The organism is Fibrobacter sp. UWB10 (genome assembly GCF_900182935.1).
In the GTDB taxonomy this organism is placed as follows: Bacteria; Fibrobacterota; Fibrobacteria; order Fibrobacterales; family Fibrobacteraceae; genus Fibrobacter; species Fibrobacter succinogenes_O.
Map to the genome: position 1 here is coordinate 37,982 of NZ_FXUE01000002.1, position 19,047 is coordinate 57,028.

General features: G+C 47.4%; 17 protein-coding genes. 9 read left to right on the forward strand and 8 right to left on the reverse strand.

What is annotated here, in order from left to right; genetic code table 11:
• Position 1 precedes the first annotated feature (1 nt).
• Genes QOL41_RS04790 through QOL41_RS04800 form a run of 3 tightly spaced genes read left to right on the forward strand, consistent with a single transcriptional unit; the run spans position 2 to position 3,471 of the window.
• Complete coding sequence (locus QOL41_RS04790; protein ID WP_283428843.1) at positions 2 to 1,117, forward strand: toprim domain-containing protein; 1,116 nt, start codon at positions 2 to 4, stop codon at positions 1,115 to 1,117.
• Positions 1,117 to 2,151: a monofunctional biosynthetic peptidoglycan transglycosylase gene (mtgA, locus tag QOL41_RS04795; protein WP_283428844.1), complete on the forward strand. Its 1,035-nt coding sequence runs from the start codon at positions 1,117 to 1,119 to the stop codon at positions 2,149 to 2,151. Before QOL41_RS04790 ends, mtgA begins: the two co-directional genes overlap by 1 nt.
• A 48-nt stretch (positions 2,152 to 2,199) precedes the next feature.
• Entirely contained in the window at positions 2,200 to 3,471 is a 1,272-nt protein-coding gene (locus QOL41_RS04800) for an argininosuccinate synthase (RefSeq protein WP_072798409.1), read from the forward strand.
• Between the two features lie 70 nt (positions 3,472 to 3,541).
• On the opposite strand, the gene QOL41_RS04805 is transcribed toward QOL41_RS04800, so the two are convergent.
• The gene (locus QOL41_RS04805) at positions 3,542 to 4,045 is read right to left on the reverse strand and encodes a hypothetical protein (protein ID WP_173653345.1); all 504 of its coding nucleotides are present in this window, start codon (positions 4,043 to 4,045) and stop codon (positions 3,542 to 3,544) included.
• A 114-nt stretch (positions 4,046 to 4,159) separates the two neighbouring features.
• Between QOL41_RS04805 and QOL41_RS04810 the strand changes: the two genes are divergently transcribed.
• Entirely contained in the window at positions 4,160 to 5,032 is an 873-nt protein-coding gene (locus QOL41_RS04810) for a DUF3078 domain-containing protein (protein WP_173653346.1), read from the forward strand.
• A gap of 82 nt (positions 5,033 to 5,114) precedes the next feature.
• Here QOL41_RS04810 and rdgB read toward each other — a convergent pair whose 3' ends face one another.
• Both rdgB and QOL41_RS04820 read right to left on the reverse strand, forming a co-directional pair.
• The gene (gene rdgB / locus QOL41_RS04815) at positions 5,115 to 5,744 is read right to left on the reverse strand and encodes an RdgB/HAM1 family non-canonical purine NTP pyrophosphatase (protein WP_283428845.1); all 630 of its coding nucleotides are present in this window, start codon (positions 5,742 to 5,744) and stop codon (positions 5,115 to 5,117) included.
• 68 nt (positions 5,745 to 5,812) lie between these two features.
• Positions 5,813 to 6,004 carry a TM2 domain-containing protein gene (locus QOL41_RS04820; RefSeq protein ID WP_283428846.1) on the reverse strand — a complete coding sequence of 64 codons (192 nt, stop codon included), beginning with the start codon at positions 6,002 to 6,004 and terminating at the stop codon, positions 5,813 to 5,815.
• A 78-nt stretch (positions 6,005 to 6,082) separates the two neighbouring features.
• Between QOL41_RS04820 and QOL41_RS04825 the strand changes: the two genes are divergently transcribed.
• Both QOL41_RS04825 and QOL41_RS04830 read left to right on the forward strand, forming a co-directional pair.
• Positions 6,083 to 6,727, forward strand: a complete 645-nt coding sequence (locus tag QOL41_RS04825) for an ABC transporter permease (protein WP_283428847.1) — start codon at positions 6,083 to 6,085, stop codon at positions 6,725 to 6,727.
• A gap of 17 nt (positions 6,728 to 6,744) precedes the next feature.
• The gene (locus tag QOL41_RS04830) at positions 6,745 to 7,287 is read left to right on the forward strand and encodes a hypothetical protein (protein ID WP_283428848.1); all 543 of its coding nucleotides are present in this window, start codon (positions 6,745 to 6,747) and stop codon (positions 7,285 to 7,287) included.
• A gap of 2 nt (positions 7,288 to 7,289) precedes the next feature.
• Here QOL41_RS04830 and QOL41_RS04835 read toward each other — a convergent pair whose 3' ends face one another.
• The 4 genes from QOL41_RS04835 to QOL41_RS04850 all read right to left on the reverse strand — a co-directional run bounded on the left by QOL41_RS04835 (position 7,290) and on the right by QOL41_RS04850 (position 11,931).
• Complete coding sequence (locus QOL41_RS04835; RefSeq protein ID WP_283428849.1) at positions 7,290 to 8,165, reverse strand: hypothetical protein; 876 nt, start codon at positions 8,163 to 8,165, stop codon at positions 7,290 to 7,292.
• Positions 8,166 to 8,453: 288 nt separating this feature from the next.
• On the reverse strand, positions 8,454 to 11,201 hold the full coding sequence (locus tag QOL41_RS04840) for a valine--tRNA ligase (RefSeq protein ID WP_283428850.1): 2,748 nt from the start codon (positions 11,199 to 11,201) through the stop codon (positions 8,454 to 8,456).
• A gap of 84 nt (positions 11,202 to 11,285) precedes the next feature.
• Entirely contained in the window at positions 11,286 to 11,642 is a 357-nt protein-coding gene (locus QOL41_RS04845) for an addiction module antidote protein (protein WP_283428851.1), read from the reverse strand.
• Positions 11,629 to 11,931: a type II toxin-antitoxin system RelE/ParE family toxin gene (locus QOL41_RS04850; protein ID WP_283428852.1), complete on the reverse strand. Its 303-nt coding sequence runs from the start codon at positions 11,929 to 11,931 to the stop codon at positions 11,629 to 11,631. The genes QOL41_RS04845 and QOL41_RS04850 overlap by 14 nt, the downstream gene beginning before the upstream one ends.
• 413 nt (positions 11,932 to 12,344) lie before the next feature.
• Between QOL41_RS04850 and QOL41_RS04855 the strand changes: the two genes are divergently transcribed.
• Genes QOL41_RS04855 through QOL41_RS04865 form a run of 3 tightly spaced genes read left to right on the forward strand, consistent with a single transcriptional unit; the run spans position 12,345 to position 18,307 of the window.
• Positions 12,345 to 13,568, forward strand: a complete 1,224-nt coding sequence (locus QOL41_RS04855; protein ID WP_283428853.1) for a DUF6361 family protein — start codon at positions 12,345 to 12,347, stop codon at positions 13,566 to 13,568.
• Positions 13,561 to 15,285 carry a phospholipase D family protein gene (locus QOL41_RS04860; protein ID WP_283428854.1) on the forward strand — a complete coding sequence of 575 codons (1,725 nt, stop codon included), beginning with the start codon at positions 13,561 to 13,563 and terminating at the stop codon, positions 15,283 to 15,285. Before QOL41_RS04855 ends, QOL41_RS04860 begins: the two co-directional genes overlap by 8 nt.
• Position 15,286: 1 nt before the next feature.
• A complete protein-coding gene (locus tag QOL41_RS04865) occupies positions 15,287 to 18,307 on the forward strand; it encodes a DEAD/DEAH box helicase family protein (protein WP_173654714.1) in 3,021 nt (1,006 codons plus the stop codon).
• Positions 18,308 to 18,316: 9 nt separating this feature from the next.
• Here QOL41_RS04865 and QOL41_RS04870 read toward each other — a convergent pair whose 3' ends face one another.
• Positions 18,317 to 18,970 (reverse strand): SIMPL domain-containing protein, encoded by a 654-nt coding sequence (locus tag QOL41_RS04870; protein ID WP_173654713.1) that lies wholly within the window; start codon positions 18,968 to 18,970, stop codon positions 18,317 to 18,319.
• Positions 18,971 to 19,047 lie beyond the last annotated feature (77 nt).

Consider the following 19,047-nt stretch of genomic DNA (forward strand, 5'->3'; position numbering starts at 1 on the left):
GATGACTAACGAGGAACTGAAACAATTTAAGTCGGCGATTTCGATTACTGCCGTTGCACAGAGTCTAGGGGTAGATGTGTCCCATGGCAAGTGCCGTTGTTTCTTCCCGCAGCGCCACACGCATGGTGATCGTACGCCGTCGGTTTCAATTTCTGAAGAACGTGGAACGTTCCGTTGCTGGGTTTGCGACGATGTTCGTGGTGACGTGATTTCGTTGGTGCAAATTGTAAAGGACTGCAGTTTTGTCGAAGCGCTCGGCTGGCTTATGGCGCAATACCCGTTCTTGGTACCGCCCTCTGCTCGCAAAGAAATGGAGCGCCTGACCGAACGTGCACAGATGGCGCAAGGACATGCACCGGTGAATACTCGACCGATGCCCGAAATAGTCCGTCCAGAGGAACCTGAAGAACCACCCCTTGTTTCTGAAGACGACCGCAAGAAAATCATTCTTTCGTTCCTCAAGCGTTTAAGCCCTGTCGATAACACGCCTGCTGGCAAGTGGCTCGCACGCCGCCGCATATACAAGCCCGTGTGGGACAAGATGCTTTTGCGCACCATCAGCAATTACGAAGAGGTGAACAACAGCCTTAAGGCGGACTTTGGCGAAGAGGTGCTGAAGTACGTGGGTCTCTTTAACGACAAAGGGCATTTGCGTTACTACAAGCACCCGTTGATTTTTCCGTATCTGGACCCGCAGCGCAGAGCGTTCTATTTCCAATCGCGTGCTATCGATAACACGGTTGTGCCTAAGGAACTCAACTTGCGCGGTACCGTGCCGTACCCGTACAATATGGTGGCGCTGGACCAAAAGCCGGGCTGGGTTTATTTGTGCGAAGGTGTGGTCGACACGCTTACATTTTTAGGACAAAAGATTAATGCAGTCGGAATTCCTGGCGTTCGCAGCTTCAAAGTGGAGTGGTTGAATCTTTTTAGAAACAAAAATGTGGTACTTTGTCTGGATCACGATGAAGCGGGCCGCTCTGGTATGGAATATATTGGCAACTTGTTCACACAAGCGGGCATTCATAATGTAATTTTAGGCGAAGGTATGGAAAACTTGCCCACGGCCATGAAGGAAGGTGAAGACATCAATGATTGGTTCGGAGGAAAGAAGTAATGGATAAAGTGAAGTTGTATTTTGGTAAGGTCAAGGACTTTTTTAAGTGGTTCGTTGGAACCAAGTTTGCGAAGGTAGCTGGGTTTATACTCAAGTGGCTTTACCGAACGATCAATTTCATTATCCGCCAAGCGTTGCTGATTCTGATTATCTATTCTGCCATTTTCTCGGTGGCCGCCTCTTACGCTTTGTACCGTGCCTTTATTTACGGCTACGATATTTACGATGGTGTGGCGCAACTCAAGGATGCCCAGCCTGAAATGAGTAAGTACATGGAAGCTCTGCGCGATTCGAATCCGAATATCGAAATCAAGCATACCTATGTGCCGCTCGATTCTATTAGCCCGTACCTGCGCAAGGCTGTTATTGCAAGCGAAGACGCCGGATTCTATTTCCACCCGGGCTTTGACATTCGTGCCATTGCAGAAGCCTTGGATGCAAACCAGATAGCAGGGAAGACCAAGTTCGGAGGCTCTACGATTACGCAGCAGCTTGCGAAGAACCTGTTCTTGAGCGGGGAACGTTCCTTCAGCCGCAAGTTCAAGGAACTCGCATACGCCTTGTTGATGGAGCATGAACTCGGCAAGGACCGCATTCTGGAACTGTACTTGAATTACGCCCAGTGGGGAAAAGATATTTTCGGCTGCCAAGAAGCCTGCCGCACCTATTACAAGAAGAGTTGCGCCAAGTTGAGTGTAGACCAGGCAATCAACCTGGCTGCCATGCTCGCAAGCCCGGGCAAACACCACCCGCACATGCGCGAAAGCCAATTCATGGCCAAGCGCCGTGCCGTGATTTACCAGAACATGTTCCCCAAGAAGGACAGCGTGCTGGTGGATTCATTGCGCCAGCTGATGGCCCCGCCGCCGAAAGACAGCTCCGCCAAGGGCTCCAAGGCATCGGAAAAATCTATAGAAAAAGGCTCGGCTAAAAACCTGGACAAAAAGCCCGAAAAGGCTGCGGAGAAAAATTCGTCGAAGACCTCTGAAAAGTCAGCGAAAGCTCCCGCGAAAGCCTCTACAAAAAAGAAATAAAAGTTTCTATATTTGACTTGTCTAAAATTTTCTTAAAGGACGCTAAAAATGGCTAAGAAAGAATCCAAGAAGAAGGTTGTCCTCGCTTATAGCGGTGGACTCGATACTTCCATCATCATCCCCTGGCTCAAGGAAAACTACGACTGCGAAGTGATCGCTTTCGCTGCCGACCTCGGTCAGAACGACTTCCCGGACGCTAAGGCCCTCGAAGACAAGGCTCTCAAGACTGGCGCTTCCAAGTGCTACGTTCTTGACCTCAAGAAGGAATTCCTTGAAGACTACGTTTGGCCGACCGTTCGCGCCGGTGCCAAGTACGAAGGTACCTACCTCCTGGGTACTTCTTTCGCCCGTCCGCTCATCGCCAAGTACCAGGTTAAGATTGCTGAAAAGGAAGGTGCCTACGCTGTTGCTCACGGTGCTACCGGTAAGGGTAACGACCAGGTCCGTTTCGAACTGACCTACGCCGCTCTCAACCCGAAGCTCGAAATCATCGCTCCGTGGAAGGACCCGAAGTGGACGTTCCATAGCCGCGAAGACGCTATCGACTACGCTGCCGCTCACAAGATTCCGCTGAACGGCATCAGCAAGAAGAAGATTTACTCCGAAGACGGTAACCTGTGGCACCTCTCTCACGAAGGTGGCGTTTTGGAATTCCCGGAACAGGAACACAAGTACGAATTCCTCAAGCACACCAACACGTATGAAAAGGCCCCGAACAAGGCTGATCACGTGACGATTACCTTCGATAAGGGTAATCCGGTGGCTATCGACGGCAAGAAGATGGGTGCTGTCGAACTCCTCGAATACCTGAACAAAATTGGCGGCAAGAACGCTTGCGGTCTCTTGGACATCGTTGAAAACCGCCTCGTCGGCCTCAAGAGCCGCGGCGTGTACGAAACTCCGGGTGGCACGCTCCTGTACAAGGCTCACGAATGCCTGCAGCAGCTCGTGCTCGACAAGGAAACTTTGTTCGAAGCCCAGAAGATGTCTATGACGTACGCGAACCTCGTGTACAATGGCCAGTGGTTCACTCCGCTCCGCCAGGCTATGGACGCCTTCTTCGCTGAAGTGAACAAGGTTGTTACCGGTGACGTGACCCTCAAGCTCTATAAGGGTAACATCATTCCGGCTGGCATCAAGAGCCCCTACAGCCTCTACGACATGGGCCTCGGTGGATTCACCGACGTTGACATGTACGACCAGAAGGACGCAACGGGCTTCATCCGCTGCTACGGCCTCCCGCTCAAGACGCGCGCTCTGTTGCTTGGCAACAAGACCAACGTCGACTTCGGTAAGCCGGTTGTGCTCCCGAAGAAGTAGTCGGTAAAGACATTCGTCAAAAAAATCCTCGGTTTTAAAAACCGAGGATTTTTTTACTTCTTACTTCCTACTAAAATTCGTACATGTACCCAGCTCCCCATAGGAGCTTCTTGGTGTCATGTTCTCTGTAGCGATTAACGGGTACGCTAATTTGTGTGTACAGCCCGTAAAAGTGCGTCCAAAGTTCTATCGAAATGTCGGCGGTTTCTTTGTAGTTGTAAGGCAACGCATACATCGCGTTGTTTGCCTTGTTTAGGGCTCGGTGCATTTCGTTTGGAGACTCGGCGTATTCGTAGCCACCGCTAACGCCTGCATCCATGTGGAACGGGAAATCCTTGAAAAAGGTCCAAAGCAAACTCCCGCGAACGCCGCACCAATAGTCGTTAGGCCCGTTGTGAAAACCCATTCCTTGTACGTAAAGCATTAAATTGCTGTAACCGACGCCACCAATCAGTACAACTGGCGTTTGGTTGCGAAGGCCTGCGCCAATGCTAAAACGCCATTCACTAGCGTGGCTAATGACCGTGACAAAAAGGACTACAAAAAATAGAGTTCTAAAAACAGCGCGAAACATAGTTCAAATATAGCCAAAACATATAATTATACTCGCAAAAACCTGTTTTTATTCCTATATTGTTTTGTGTAAAACTCGGCTCGCCGTAGCACGGGCCACAAAAAAGGAATCAATATGAAGATGAAATCACTTATCAAGGCTTGCGCATTTGCTTGCGCTTTCGCCGCTCCTGCAATGGCTGAAGGTGGCATGTTCGAAGGGGCTCTCCCGGAAAACTGGACTGCCGACGTTGTCGCAGCAGTTCGCTATAACTGGTACAACTTCAGCAATTGGCAGAAGGACGGTACCTCGAACTACACTTGGCTCGTGACTTACGATGCCGACGTGCAGGGTAAGTGGAAGGTCGCCAACTGGCGTAACCTCATCGACATCGATCTCGGCCAGACTTGGACTAAGGGCGTGGGTAAGCGCAAGTCCAGTGACCGCCTCTTCTGGGAATCTATGCTTGACTTCAATTTGAGCGAAGTTCTGAAACCTTACATTGGTAACCGTTTCGAAACCCAGTTCATGAAGGGTTATGAATACAGCGAAGACGAAGAAGGTAACGAAGTCAAGAAGGATATTTCTAGCTTCATGGATCCGGCCTACGAAACTCAGGTTGCCGGTCTTGCTTACATCCCGAACGAAAACTTCTCTCAGCGCCTCGGCTTTGCTAACCGCATGACCATTTCTCACGGTTACGGCTATGCAGACGATCCGGACACCAAGAAGTTTGAAAAGTTCCGTGACGAACCCGGTCTCGAATCTATCACCGAAGCCAAGTATGCTTTCTCTGACATTGTGAGCTTCAAGACCCGTCTGTGGGCCTTCTGCAACTTTGAAGGTGTCGAAAAGATCGATGGCCTTTGGGAAAACTTGCTCTCTGTGATGATTGCACCGCTCGTTGAACTCCAGGTTGGCTTTGATATGGCCTACGACTGGGATCTCGACGAAGACGCTCAGTACAAGAGCATGGTGCTCTTCGGCCTGACCTGGCGCTGGTTTTAATCGCAGAACCTAAAATATCAAAAAAAAGAACCCGGCTTTTTGTCGGGTTTCTTTTTTTGCAAAATCAACTAAGTTCTGCTAACTAAGTTCTGCCTTCTAAATCCGCTTTCATGGCGCGGATGGCATTTCCGCGGTGGCTGATGCCTTTCTTTTCCGCAAGTTCCATTTGAGCGAAGGTGCGGTCGAATCCGTCGGGAACGAATAGCGGGTCGTAACCGAATCCCATGTCGCCAACGGGGGCGAAGTTGATTTGTCCGCGGCATTCGCCTTCGTAAATCTTGGGCTCGCTCACGGTCCATTTGCCGTCCACTTCGGCGACTTTCTGGTAAGAGAGCGCGCAGAAATAGCGGGCGCTGCGGTCTTTGACGCCTTCGAGCTTTTGCATGAGCTTGTCGTTGTTCGCTTGATCGTTGCCATGGTAGCCGCAGTAGCGGGCGCTGTAAATGCCCGGTTCACCGTTCAATGCGAATACTTCCAAGCCGGAATCGTCTGCAAGCACGCTTGCTTCGATATGCTTTTCGCAAAGCCACTTGGCCACTGTGCTAGACTTGATGATGGCGTTTGCTTCGAATGAATCGCCGTCTTCAACAATGTCGTCAGTGAATCCAATGTCCTTGAGCGTCTTGAATTCCTTATTCTCGGTTCCGAGAATGTGCGCAAAATCCCTAATCTTCCCGGGATTTCCCGTCGCGATAACGAATAAATGTTTCATATATAATTTGATTCCCGATACTTAGTTCTAGAATTTTTAATTCCGAACTCTGAATTCCGAATTCTGAATTAGTAGTGTTCCGGTTTCATCACGATAAGAATCGCGTCGACAACGACACCTACGCCACAGAGACCGCCTGTGCAAAGCCAAAGGATTCCAGTCCAGATTTTACCTTCGTAAAAACGGTGCAGTCCCAGGTAACCGAGCAAAATGCAAAGGGCGAGGGCAATCCATTTGTTATGTTCACCTTGTGCGGCCATAAAGTCTCCTTGGTTTAAGGCAGCCCAAATATAGAAAATCGCGACCCTAGAATTATTTGCTACATTGGAGTTAAATCTATGCTCCACGTATTTAAACATGAACTTCGACTGATTTTTAGGGACCCGCGCTTCTGGATTCCGTTCATCATTCCGCCGGTGATTCTGGCGGCAAGCCAGGGCATTGCCGTGTCGCGTTACGGCGGGCAGATTATGCAGGGCATGCAGGGCTACATGATGCTCTTGCTCGGTTGCCTCATGGCGCCCATGGGTTCGCCTTTGGCAGGGGATTCCTTCGCGGGCGAGCGCGAACGCAATTCGCTTGAACTTTTACAGCTAGCCCCCATTGCGCCGGCAAAACTCTTTTGGGGAAAGCTCTTGGCAATCCTTCCGTTCCCGGTGGTTTTTGCATTGCTTGCGCAGCTCGGCTACTGGGTGTCGCATCCTGAAATTTCGACGATGTCTGCGGTGGCGTCCGTTCTTGGGGCGCTTTCGGCAGTCCTTCTCACGACCTCGTTTGCCTTGGTTGTGTCTTTGCGAGTCAAGACGGTTCGTGCAGCGACGCATATTACGTTGTTCCTTATCGTGCCGCTCTTGCTGTTGGTGCAGCTCGGTCACGAGGCCTTTTTGAGTGGGCTCTTCGTGCCTATTGTAACGCTTGTCGTGTCGGTCTTATTGAGTATTGCGGCGACCTACATGAGCATGCGCAAGTTTGTAAGCTTATAATGTAATAAAGGAGTTTTATGAGAAAAAGTCTTTTCGCCCTCGGATTCTTGGTGTTTGCGCTAGCCTTTACAGCGTGCGGAGATTCTTCATCCGGAGTGTCCGATTCAAATTTGTCTAACGATGGAAAAACTTCTGCAAAAAGTAGCTTCCCCCAAAATGGCGATCCGGACTTTTATTGTGAAGTAACTAGTGGAACCGATGAAGATGGTAAAACCTTTGGGCAGATCAAGGTGAATATTCCGAACTACAAGGGACATGTAGAAAGAATTGCTTTTGATGAAGCCGGTAATGGTACGCAATATTATGAAGAATCCTATTACAATTTGAATTCATATAATAAAAGGGCTATGTGCCTTGAATTCGAACAGGGTATCGAAGAAAAGTCAAGGAAGAAGAATTTTACCGAAACATACTGCGAAAACGGAGTCTCTTACTTTGTAATATCTTTCCAGGACGCACCCATAGATCATCTTGCGCAGCATGCGAATGAGTACAAAGAAGATTGCGAACAGTATAGGCGCGAGTGGGAAGACGGCGAATTCGACGAATTTCAGAAATAACGTTAGTCTTTCAAGTAAATGCTTCGCCCGTTATTCAACATCAGAATGACGGGTAATTTTTTTGCTGTAAAAATGCCGTCGTTCAAGATGCCGCGTTCTATCAATTGACCGTTCAGGCTGAAAGCCTTGTACGGAGTGTTGCTCGCGACATCTGCGATATGGTAGCGGTTGGAACCAACTCGAGTGAATTTGGCTTCTCGGGGTAGTCTTGAAATTTGCAGCGCTGTAATATCCTCGGCGGGGAACTTGTAATCTGGGCAAGTGTTCAGCGTATCGAGAAGGATGGTGAACTCGCCGGCAACGGCTGCAAGTGCAAGAGGCATGTCGACCATGTCGACGTCTTTCCTGCCCTTTTCGGGCGGATTGAATTCGCAACCGGCGTAACCGAGATCTTTGCTGTAGAACCGCTGGCACAATTCAAATACATGCGTCACGAGGGAATCCGCCTGTTCCGCCGTGCCCCTGAAAACGCCGGCATTCTGCAGGCGCGGAAACTCGTCTTTGTACACGTCTTTGTGCTTCACAGTGAAAAGCGAGTCTGCGCGTGTGCTCTCGTCTTCAGAATAGGTGACTCGTGCCACCTTGACCACCTTCTCGGTGACAATCACGATCATGGTGGAATCCAGTTCGGATCTGTACACCCATGCCGTATCGGTGCCGGAGGCGTTCTTGACGGCGGGCTCGCGCTGGCTCATTTTGGAAAGGTCCAGATAGCTGTCCTCGAACAGGTAGAGCGCTGTCGCCGGGTACCCTAGGTAAGGATCAGTGCTGCCACCTGTGCCTTGATGGTGGGTGACGTTACATTCTGCAGCCTGTAAGGTTGTGGCTCCGATGCTAGCGGCAAATACGCCTGCAAATAGAATTTTGGTGAAATTCATACTCTTTTCTCCTTTTAGTCTATCTCCAGAAAATAGTAAAAAAAGAGAGCAATTTTCGAGCCTGTCAAAAACGAGTGATTTGAGTCAATGAAAAATGAAAAGAGGTGCCCGCATGGGGCACCTCTTTAAATTGGATTGTCGCTGCGACTACTTAAGTTCCTTAAGTGCAGCCTCATTTTTAGCAATAATGTGTACTTTCGCTTCGCTCAAGTACCAAATGCTGGGCTCGGTCATATCCATGCAAGCATGGCTGCGACTCTCGCCCTACGCATTTGTCCTGTCGAGAAATTATTGCAAGTCCTTAAGGGCTGCTTCATCCTTTGCAATAATTTCTCTCTGCGTAGCGAGCTTCGTCCTTTCGGCGTTCACGACTGCTTCGGGGGCGCCACTGACGAACTTCTGGTTCGAAAGCTTCTTCTCGATGCTGGCAGCGAATGCCTTGGCCTTCTCGATTTCCTTTTCGAGGCGGGCGATTTCTGCTGCCGGGTCGAGGATGCCTTCCAGCGGGATGTAGAGTTCGCCACCGGGCACCACGGCACTGGCGCTGAACTTCGGCTTGGCGGCCTTCACGGCAACGCTCAGGTCAGAAAGACCCGAAAGTTCGGTGATGATTGCCATGCAGTCCTTCACGCTTGCTTCCGTCGCGGCGTCGTCCACGCTCACCACGGCGCTGAGCTTGGTGGCGGGGCTCACGTTGTAGCGGCCACGCACGCCACGCACGCTTTCCACCACGGCGAATGCCTGGTCGAATGCGGCTTCGATCTTCGCGTCAATGAGCGATTCGTCGGCCTTGGGCCATGCGCGGCTGATCACCATTTCGCTGCCCTGGAACAGGATGCTGTTGAGCTCTTCGGTGATGAACGGCATCACCGGGTGGAGCAGGTCAAGCACGTTCTTCAGCACGTAGCTGAGGATGGCCATGGCGTTCTTCTTTTCGGCGGTGAGCGTCTCGCTGTTGATCACGGACTTCTTGATTTCCAGGTAGCTGGAGCAGACGTCGTCCCACACGAAGCGGTACAGGAACCCGGCGAGCTCGGCGAAGTGGTATTCTTCGAGCATGCGGGTGGCATCCTTGATGGTCGTCTGCAGGCGGCTCAAAATCCACTTGTCTTCGAGCGCGAACAAGTTCTTGTCCATCGGGAGTTCGGCGGCAAGCGCACCGGCCTGTTCCAGCTGCGGGTAAAGGAAGCGGCAGGCGTTCCACAGCTTGTTGCTGAAGTTACGGCCGATTTCGAACTTTTCGCTGGTGTTGATTTCGCGGCCATCCGGCTGCTTTTCCTTCTTCACCGGCAGGCGCACGTCCTGGTTGTCGGTGCAGAGGCTTGCCATCACAAAGCGCAGGGCGTCGGTACCGTACTTCTCTTCGATATCCATCGGGTCCACGCCGTTGCCCTTGGACTTGCTCATGGTCTGGCCATTGCCGTCCAGAATCTTCGGGTGGATGTACACCGTGTGGAACGGAACCGTACCCATGTTTTCCTGGCTAAAGAGCACCATGCGGGCGACCCACAGCGTAATGATGTCGCGGCTCGTCACGAGCACGCTGGTGGGGTAGTAGCGCTTGAGCGTGTCGGTATTTTCCGGCCAGCCCATGGTGGAGTGCGGCCACAAGCCACTGGAGAACCACGTGTCGAGCACGTCTTCTTCCTGCTTGAGCACGCGACCCGGAACAGCATCTTCCTTCAGGTCTTCTTCCTGGCTGCACACCAGGTAACCGCCGTTTTCGGCCTTGTAGAAGTAGATGTCGTCGCGGCCCGCGAATGCGGCCTTCAGTTCGTCTTCGCTAGCGTCGGTGTGCCAGATAGGAATGCGGTGGCCCCACCAGAGCTGACGGCTGATGCACCAGTCGCGCTTTTCGGCAAGCCAGTCCAGATACTTGTTGGCGTAACGTTCGGGGATAATCTTGATTTCGCCCGACTTCACGGCGTTCATCGCGTTTTCGGCGAGCACGTCCATCTTCACGAACCACTGGTCGCTGAGGTACGGCTCAATCACAGTCTTGGAACGGTCGGAGTGGCCCACGTCCATTTCGTGGTCTTCCACCTTGATCAAAAGTCCGAGTTCTTCGAGACCAGCCACCACGGCGTCGCGTGCGGCCTGGCCCTTGAGACCCTGGAACTTGCCGGCGTTTTCGTTCAAGCTGCCGTCATCGTTCATGATGTTGATCATCGGGAGCTTGTGGCGCAGACCCGTCGCATAGTCGTTCGGGTCATGAGCCGGAGTCACCTTCACGGAACCCGTACCGAAGTCCTTGTCCACCAAGATAGCGTCGGCAATCACCGGGATTTCGCGGTCAACGAACGGCACCTTCAGCATCTTGCCGATGTACTGCGCATAGCGTTCGTCGTTCGGGTGCACGGCGAGGGCGGTATCGCCCATGATCGTTTCCGGACGGGTTGTCGAAACGGGGATAAATCCCGAACCGTCGGCCAGAGGATACTTGAATGTCCAGAAGTGGCCCTTCACGTGTTCGTAGTAGATTTCGTCGTCGGCAACGGCGGTCTGGAGCTTGGTATCCCAGTTCACCAGGCGTTTGCCACGGTAAATCAGGCCCTTCTTGAACAGGTTGAAGAAGGCGTGACGCACGGCCTTCGCGCAGACCGGGTCGAGCGTGAAGCGCTGACGGCTCCAGTCGCAGCTGACGCCCAGGCTCTTGAGCTGCTTCGTGATGCGGGCTTCGTATTCGTCCTTCCATTTCCAGATGCGTTCCACCAGCGCGTCGCGGCCGATGTCGTGGCGGGTCTTGTGTTCGTCCTGGAAAAGGCGCTTTTCGACGACTGCCTGCGTGGCGATACCGGCGTGGTCCGTACCCGGAATCCACAGCGTGTCGCGGCCCGTCTTACGGCGGTAGCGTACCAAAATGTCCTGGAGCGTATCGTTCAGCGCATGTCCCAAATGGAGTGCGCCGGTAACGTTCGGGGGCGGAATCACGACCGAGAACGGTTCGCCCTTTCCGCTGGGTGCAAAACTGTTATTCTCTGCCCAGGTTTTATGCCATCGGGCTTCCACATCTTTAGAATTGTAACGAGTTTCCATAGTGCGGGCAAATTTAGAAATTCTCACACATTATGGCAAAAAGGATTATACAAAAAGGGGAGGGGAAAGCCTTGGTCTTTCGCTCTAGACCTTATATACTTTCCGCTTTTCGGCAACGGCGCAAGGCACGGAACTTCGCTTACGCCTGAATTTGACCTTGGGAATAAGCTGCATTTGAATTCCCAAGGCGGCAAGTACTTTGAATACTGTTTCAAAACGTGGGTGGGCCTTTTCATCAAGAGCCTTGTAGAGACTTTCCCGACCTAGTCCGGATACCTCGGCGATTTTTGCCATTCCTTTGCTACGGGCTACATGTCCAATTGCCCGCAGTAACAGAGCCGGATCATTTTCTCGACAAATCAAATTGAGATATTCGGCAACCATTTCCTCGCTGTCAAGGTATTCCGCGATGTCCAAATGTGTGATTTCATTTTTTTTCATTTTTGATTCCTTGCCAAATGTTTTTTGCCTTTATGATGTCGTAATCCTGCGATGATTTGTTGCCTCCAATCAAGAGGATTACGATTGCTTCGCCGTCTTTTGCAAAATAAAGTCTGTAGCCTGGTCCGTAATCGATGCGCATCTCTAAAACACCGTTTCCGACCGATTTAAAGTCTCCTAGATTGCCTTCTTCGACCTGAGTCAATCGGGAGAGAATGTGCGCTTTTGCTCGGAAATCACGTAATTTTCGCATCCATTTTTTGAACTCGGCTGTTTGATTTACAATCATTCAGTTTCTCCAAATGTATCTAATTGGATACTTTTTGTCAAGTCAGGGATGTTTAAACCAAAAAGAATTTTTTTGCTTTGATGAAACTGCGTATTTCTTGTGATTTAGCTGAAATTAGCGTCCGTATCGGCATCGTTTTTTTATTCATCATTAACTCCTTTGACGTACAAGCAAAAAAAACGCCAAGCTATACATTTGTACACTATAATATAAATCAAAATAAATGGTTTGTCAATAGTAACTTGTATTTTTTTGATTGGATGGGGAATGCCTTCCCCTCGCTCGCACTACGTTGCTCACTCCCCCTTCTAGCGGGGCCTGCCGGCCCCGCAACGCCCCGTTATTTGTTCGCAAAGCAAAGCTGACATGAGTAAACTTCATAATCTTGAATACTTTTTATTAAATTTCTTGATATGGAAATAGGTTTTGTCCATTTTTCTTCTGAAGAACGCCGCAGGGTAAATAACGCTCTACAACGATTGCGAGAACAGGGATCCGTCGATGAATTAGGTATTGGACGCGTTAGGGACGCTTTCGCCGACCTTTTATTTCCTGGCATATCAACACTGCAACACCATGCAAAATATTTTGCAGTATTGCCTCAATTGTACCATTTAGCACAGAAAGAAACTTACAAAAGCCCCCGCGATGTAAAAGCCAAAATAATAGAGCTAGAAATTAAATTAACCAAAAATCTTGTAGCGGGCTCGGAACCAGGAACTGGTGGCATCACAGGCAGCAGTGTTGTTGAAGGCAGCAAGTATGTCAAGTATAATCCAACGTACATCTATTGGACAGGATTAGTCGCATTCGGCATCATGAAAGAGTCCGGATCTCTATACAATTTGATCTACGATTACTCCCGACATGAAAAAACCGTAAAATACAGAGGCAACGAGGCCGAAGAAGGTGGAATAGATGATGATGGAGGTGATGGAACCGTCGCTTTCTATTCTAAACCTACATGTAATTTTGACATTAATAAAAAGATGAACATAAAGCTGAACAATAGTGAAGCCTTGTTTATCAAGCGACATATTATATCTTCGGAGAAAACTCGAAAAACGCTGCTTGCTTATTTTTTGGAACATGATGAGATTACAAACAGAAATAATAGTTTTTTAGATTTTGACATCTCGCAAATTCAAGACTTGAACATTCGCAAACAACTTGAATTAGCGAGAAAATTCACTCGCTTTATATTCCCTATGCATGTACGCTACAATTATATCTACGCAGACGGATGTGGCAATGAATTGGCAAAGAATGAATTGCACAACCAGTTTCTGGAAGAATTAGATAAATCAAATGACGTACATAATAAAGAAACGTTGAGTGAAATTTTCTCATTCCTTGGCAGCAATCTGAATGATCCTAGTATACGGTTTTTCTGCGAGAAAGCGTTAAACGCGACGCATGAAGGCAAATCAACAGGCGATTTTTCAAAATTGGATGATATTTTAGTTGACCGAGAAAGAGATATTAAGGGAAATGTTCGCTATAAATTACGACATCCTGCGGCCTATTCTTTTGATCCAAACCATCTAGTGCATTACCACCATCTTACATACCGATGGGAAACGGCATGGACAATGGTAAATGAAATTTGTGAAGGGCTAGGAGTGGGCAATGGCTGACTCGTATTTCAAAAGTCTGATGTATGGAGATATGCTTAATTCGCCCGGCTATGAAGTTGAATTTGCGGTCGGATTGACTTATTCTTTGGATCTCGAAACGCTCATTTCTGTTCCCATTTCCTTTGGAATGCTTGGCGATTCAGAAGACTTTGCCAAGCAATCTCCTGCTTGTTTATTGGCTGCAATCCGTAAGAGTAGTGATAAAATCGCAGTCTTCTGCAATCCAAGTAGTATAAAGGTGCCAAGAGATTGCCGTACTGTATATTCTCTGCTAGAAAACAGCATTTTTCCTGTCAAGCAGAAAGGAAATTTCCATCCAAAACTTTGGGCAATTCAGGAAGTCAATAAAGAAGGATGCCAAAGAATAAAACTTGTGGTTTTGAGCCGAAATTTGACTTTTGACGACAGCCTTGATATCGTGGTAACTTTAACAGGCGATGTAACCGGAAGTGTCAGGAATAAATCGAAATACATGCCCGTAGTCAACTTACTAGATTGGGTAGCAAAATTTGCATCACCTAAAAAACGAGAAATGGTCCGCAAACTATGTGACAGTTTGTGCCGTGTCGATAAATTTGTCGTAGACGAGCCTTTTGACGATTACGAATTCTACGCTTTCAACCCTGCTATAAACGGGTTAATGAAACAAGAAAACGTTTACGATGAAATGCAGGGCCGTGACATGATTGTTTTTTCCCCATTTATTGACGAAAAAACTCTAAAATGGCTTTTTGAAAAAGCTAACAGGAAGCATCTTGTCACTCGCCGAAACAATATAACTCAAAACGTTCATGACCTTATGGGCTTAGGCAACATTTTTGCCGTAAATGAGAACCTTATAGACGACGAAGAAGCAAAAGTTGATTTACATGCAAAAATGTATTTCGTTTCAAAGGACGGCAATAACAACCTTTATCTAGGCTCAGCAAACGCAACGCATAATGCTTTTAACCGTAATACGGAACTACTTTTGCGTTTGCATTATATGCCTTATAAGGCTAGTTTCGACAAATTCAAGGAAACCATGCTAGGTGAAGAAGAAAACCAGTATGTTCCTGTAGACACCATATTTGCCGATGACTGCGCAAGAGAATTAACCGCAGAAGAAATTGCCTTTGGCGAAGCCATTCGCAATATAGATCATGCCAAAGTGGTAAAGACCGGGGACCAATATGACACAATTGTCTACTTCAAAAAATGCGAGTGGGATGTCGATGTGTTCATAACGCCGTTGCAAGGTCCTGCAAACAAGCCCTATATTGAAGTTTCAGCCGAAACGAAGATTTCGGGAATGCTTTTGAAGGACTTGTCGGAATTCTATATCTTGACGGCCGGAAAAGACCCGAAGACACAACAACGTTCTGTCGTAAAAATCCGCACAGAGGGGATTCCCGAAGAACGTGATAATGCCATATTCCAGAGTATCGTAGATACGGAGAACAAGTTTATCAACTACGTATCCATCCTTTTATCCGACCATCCCCAAGAAATTCTTTTCAATAAAAAGGAACAGGAACGGCTCTTAGGAAACAAAGTTCTCGGAAAAGACTCCTCTGTAACAGCTTCACTTTATGAAGAAATGTTGAATGCTGTTTCCAATGATCCAGACCGATTAGATATTATAAAACAAGATTTGAACAAGTTTGGCAACAAGGTTCCTGAATCGTTCAAGACAATGCTTGATGTTTTCCTGGAAGCACGGAAATATGTGAGGTAGTATGCTAAAAGAACCAAAAGATTTTCAGCTAGCTACCGCAAACCGTATTTTGGAAGTTTTCCAAAACGGTCAAAAACGCGTTCTATTGGCCGATGAAGTTGGCCTTGGAAAAACCGTTGTAGCGAGTAAAGTTATCAAGATAGTCGGCGAATGGCATCGTACAGATCCCAACATTCTAGACGACCATTTCAAGGTTGTCTACGTATGCTCTAATGCGAATATCGCTAACCAAAATGCACACACTCTTGGTGTTGATGATACTCTAGATATTAGCGAAAGTCGACTTTCGATGCAACACCTTTCCATATACCAAAAAGCGGGGAAGGACCATGCCTATGAACAGTTAATTCCGTTAACTCCTTCAACATCTTTCTCCATGACCCTTGGGTGTGGAAATAAGAGAGAACGAGCTCTGCTTTATGTGTTATTGAGCCGTTTAGACTATTTCTCTGACGTTCAGCAGAGATTTTCCAAATTCATGAGAATGAATGTAGAGAATGGTTGGGAGGGGTGGATTGAAGAATATGAGAATCAAGTCGTCAAATGCGATGCCAATGGCAGCAATTATCTAGAGGAAATGAATGCCGCGCTAAAAGATATTCTTGCGCGAGAAGATAATTCCGATATTATTCCTAGCATACTCAAGATACTTGAGGAAAAATATCCATCCTATATTTGCAAAGAATCTAAAATCTTGATTAACAGGCTTCGCCGTATTTTCGCAGAGATAAGTCTCGCGAAAATGGACCCAGATTTAGTCATCATGGACGAATTCCAACGGTTTAGGAATCTGATCGATGAACCTGATGACAATAGTGAAACCAACATGTTGGTAAAGAAGTTCTTTGGAAACCCCAATACAAAGATTCTTCTATTGTCGGCAACACCCTATAAACCTTATAGTACACTTGAAGAACTGAACGAGAATAATGTTGACGAGCAATATCAAGATTTTCTTTCGTTGATGAAATTCTTGCACACCGAGGGCGAAGACATATCGAAATACGGAAAATTTCAGCAGGTTTGGGAATCCTATTCTAAGAACCTTTCACAATTAGATGGTGAAAACTACACAATTCTCAAGGCAAGTAAGAATAAAGCAGAAGAAGCCATGTATAGGGTCATGTGCCGAACAGAAAGAATCAACACTGGAATTGTAGATGACTCCAAAGCACTAGAAATCCCGATAAAAATTGGAGATATTCTTTCATATAACCAGTTGCAACGGATTATGGATGCAAGCTACGAAAGCGATTTGAAAAAGAAGAATAATCGCGCCCATACCTACAAAGTCCCCGTTGAGTATATAAAATCTACTCCCTTTGTCCTTTCTTTTACCGATGATTACGATTTAAAGAAACATCTCTTTGAGAAGTCTTTCAAAGATGACGAATTTGCCTTGTTGGATTTCGTGAAAAAGCATCGCAAGTATATGCTGACCCAAAGCAACATATACAACTACAACGAACTTGATTCCAATAACGCAAGACTCGAGTATTTGAAAAAATTGCTATTTGAAGATTCCCAAAGCGAGTGCTTACTTTGGGTTCCCGCCTCACATCCGTATTACAAGAATGTGGGCGGCATTTTTGAGAAGAACAAGGATTTTTCAAAAATCTTGGTGTTTTCGGCCTGGGCAATGGTTCCTAGGATGCTTGCAACACTGTTAAGCTATGAGGCCGAACGCCTTACTATCGGGAAACGCAGGGAATTGACTTACGAAGGGAAACGCGGCGTTAAATACGGTTTCCAAAACGAGCATGGTAAAGCTATAGTCAAATTTGTCTCCCCGAAGATTGCAGAATTGTATAATCCTCAGGAATACTATGGTTGGGATTTAAAAGATGTTTCTTCAGCCATCCGTCGCAAAGTCAATGAATTATTAGATTCCGTTGCCGAAAAGTATTCCTTGGAGCGGCATGGCAACAATACCGCTATTGGCATGCATCGTTTGCTATTCCTTATTGAAGGTTGGGAATATACCGAAGAATTTGAGGATAATAACTCTCTTCTCTCCATTCCTGATTATGCTGCAGATGTTTTGACAAATGTGGCGATAGCATCTCCGGCTAGCTGTTTTTACCGTATTTTCAAAAATGAAACAAATAGGGCGGAAATCGCTGAAGAATGTGCAGAAGAGTTTGTAGCCATGTTCAATCGACGCGAAAGCGCTGCTGCCATCTACAAGATCAACAATCGCAAAGATGACAGCTATTATGAATATGTCCTCGATTATTGCGTCAAGGGAAATTTGCAGGCCGTGTTGGACGAATATGCATTCATGATAGGCAAAGAAGGTGAAGAACTCAAAGAAGAACTGCTTGACGGTTTTGTTGGCGGCGAATCCAGTTTGCAGGTTGATACCTATACACCAACGGGGCGAGCTCCATTCAGAATGCGAACTCATTATGCACTGAGTTATGCAAATACAAAACTAGATGACAAAACAATAAGCCGAAATTTGAATGTGCAGAAGGTGTTCAATTCACCCTTCCGACCTTTCGTTCTTGCTAGTACATCTGTCGGTCAAGAAGGGCTTGATTTTCATAAATATGCACGCAAGGTAATGCATTGGAACCTTCCGGCAAATCCGGTGGAACTGGAACAGCGCGAAGGTCGTGTAAACCGATTCTTGAATCTTTCTGTTCGCCGTAATGTGGCACATAAATACGGCCAATTATTTGACTGGAACGAAATGCTTGAGGCAGCAAAGCGTGATTACAAGGAAAATGACTGCGAAATGGTCCCGTATTGGTACTTACCGCCAAAAATGCTTGAAGATATGCGTCAAGAAGACATCCCTGTCGAAAAGATTGAACGCATTGTCGCCATGTACCCATTGAGCAAAGACAAAATCAAATATGAACGCCTTATAAAAATCCTTACTTTATATCGTTTAACAATGGGACAGCCCCGACAAGAAGAATTGCTAGAAATGCTTAGTGGTGTGGTATCTGAGGAGCAGATAGAAGAACTTCTGATACAGTTAAGTCCGGTGAGAAAGAATAGAATTAGATCGTAGCTCTTTTGCTCACTCCAAATACCAGACGGTTTCGATTGTATCGCCAGCTTCGATATCGTCGGGCGTGAAATCGATTCCTTTATCCTCTACGCAAGCTTCGCAACGCAGATCTAAAGGTTCCTCAGCCTTAAAATTGATCTCTACGCTACGTTTGGAGTAATCTGCACTGACAAAGCCTCCCAGCTTATGCCCCAACGTTGCTGCGATAACCTCAGCCTTTTCGCGTGCATCCTTGACGGCAGATTCCAAAATTTGAAGTTTTGCATCGTGAGCATTCTTCTTGATGAATGAGATCTTCACTTCAAGTTCTGGCCATGCATCCCCCAATGTCGCGATGACGCGCGATATAAGAACACTGTCAATAGGCAAATCAAGATAAAGCGTTTGGCTCAATTTGAACCCCACGAACACCCGCTTGTCTTCCTTGCGGCTCCATTCCGTTTCTTTCGTTATTGAAAAATTTGTCGTTTTGAGAGAGTCCTTGTCTATTTCAAAGCTTTCAAGGAAGGATTTCATTTCGCCATTTCCCATGGAGGCCTCGTTATACGCATCTTCGTACGTATTGTGCAGGGAATCCACCTCAAACGTGAGCCTTGTGGTGTCGGGAGCAACTTTGACAAAGCCCGTTCCCATAACTCTAATGGTTTTCTGATTCTGTTCCATAATAGCCTCCATTTGGTTATACCACAAATATATATTCATTTAAATGTCATAAAATGACAATTTGTAGGAGCGTTTTA

What these genes read in the sequence shown, in the direction of transcription:
- QOL41_RS04790 (WP_283428843.1), top strand. Translation starts at nt 2, where the DNA reads ATGACTAACGAGGAACTGAAACAATTTAAGTCGGCGATTTCGATTACT.
- mtgA (WP_283428844.1), top strand. Translation starts at nt 1,117, where the DNA reads ATGGATAAAGTGAAGTTGTATTTTGGTAAGGTCAAGGACTTTTTTAAG.
- QOL41_RS04800 (WP_072798409.1), top strand. Translation starts at nt 2,200, where the DNA reads ATGGCTAAGAAAGAATCCAAGAAGAAGGTTGTCCTCGCTTATAGCGGT.
- QOL41_RS04805 (WP_173653345.1), bottom strand. Translation starts at nt 4,045, where the DNA reads ATGTTTCGCGCTGTTTTTAGAACTCTATTTTTTGTAGTCCTTTTTGTC.
- QOL41_RS04810 (WP_173653346.1), top strand. Translation starts at nt 4,160, where the DNA reads ATGAAGATGAAATCACTTATCAAGGCTTGCGCATTTGCTTGCGCTTTC.
- rdgB (WP_283428845.1), bottom strand. Translation starts at nt 5,744, where the DNA reads ATGAAACATTTATTCGTTATCGCGACGGGAAATCCCGGGAAGATTAGG.
- QOL41_RS04820 (WP_283428846.1), bottom strand. Translation starts at nt 6,004, where the DNA reads ATGGCCGCACAAGGTGAACATAACAAATGGATTGCCCTCGCCCTTTGC.
- QOL41_RS04825 (WP_283428847.1), top strand. Translation starts at nt 6,083, where the DNA reads ATGCTCCACGTATTTAAACATGAACTTCGACTGATTTTTAGGGACCCG.
- QOL41_RS04830 (WP_283428848.1), top strand. Translation starts at nt 6,745, where the DNA reads ATGAGAAAAAGTCTTTTCGCCCTCGGATTCTTGGTGTTTGCGCTAGCC.
- QOL41_RS04835 (WP_283428849.1), bottom strand. Translation starts at nt 8,165, where the DNA reads ATGAATTTCACCAAAATTCTATTTGCAGGCGTATTTGCCGCTAGCATC.
- QOL41_RS04840 (WP_283428850.1), bottom strand. Translation starts at nt 11,201, where the DNA reads ATGGAAACTCGTTACAATTCTAAAGATGTGGAAGCCCGATGGCATAAA.
- QOL41_RS04845 (WP_283428851.1), bottom strand. Translation starts at nt 11,642, where the DNA reads ATGAAAAAAAATGAAATCACACATTTGGACATCGCGGAATACCTTGAC.
- QOL41_RS04850 (WP_283428852.1), bottom strand. Translation starts at nt 11,931, where the DNA reads ATGATTGTAAATCAAACAGCCGAGTTCAAAAAATGGATGCGAAAATTA.
- QOL41_RS04855 (WP_283428853.1), top strand. Translation starts at nt 12,345, where the DNA reads ATGGAAATAGGTTTTGTCCATTTTTCTTCTGAAGAACGCCGCAGGGTA.
- QOL41_RS04860 (WP_283428854.1), top strand. Translation starts at nt 13,561, where the DNA reads ATGGCTGACTCGTATTTCAAAAGTCTGATGTATGGAGATATGCTTAAT.
- QOL41_RS04865 (WP_173654714.1), top strand. Translation starts at nt 15,287, where the DNA reads ATGCTAAAAGAACCAAAAGATTTTCAGCTAGCTACCGCAAACCGTATT.
- QOL41_RS04870 (WP_173654713.1), bottom strand. Translation starts at nt 18,970, where the DNA reads ATGGAACAGAATCAGAAAACCATTAGAGTTATGGGAACGGGCTTTGTC.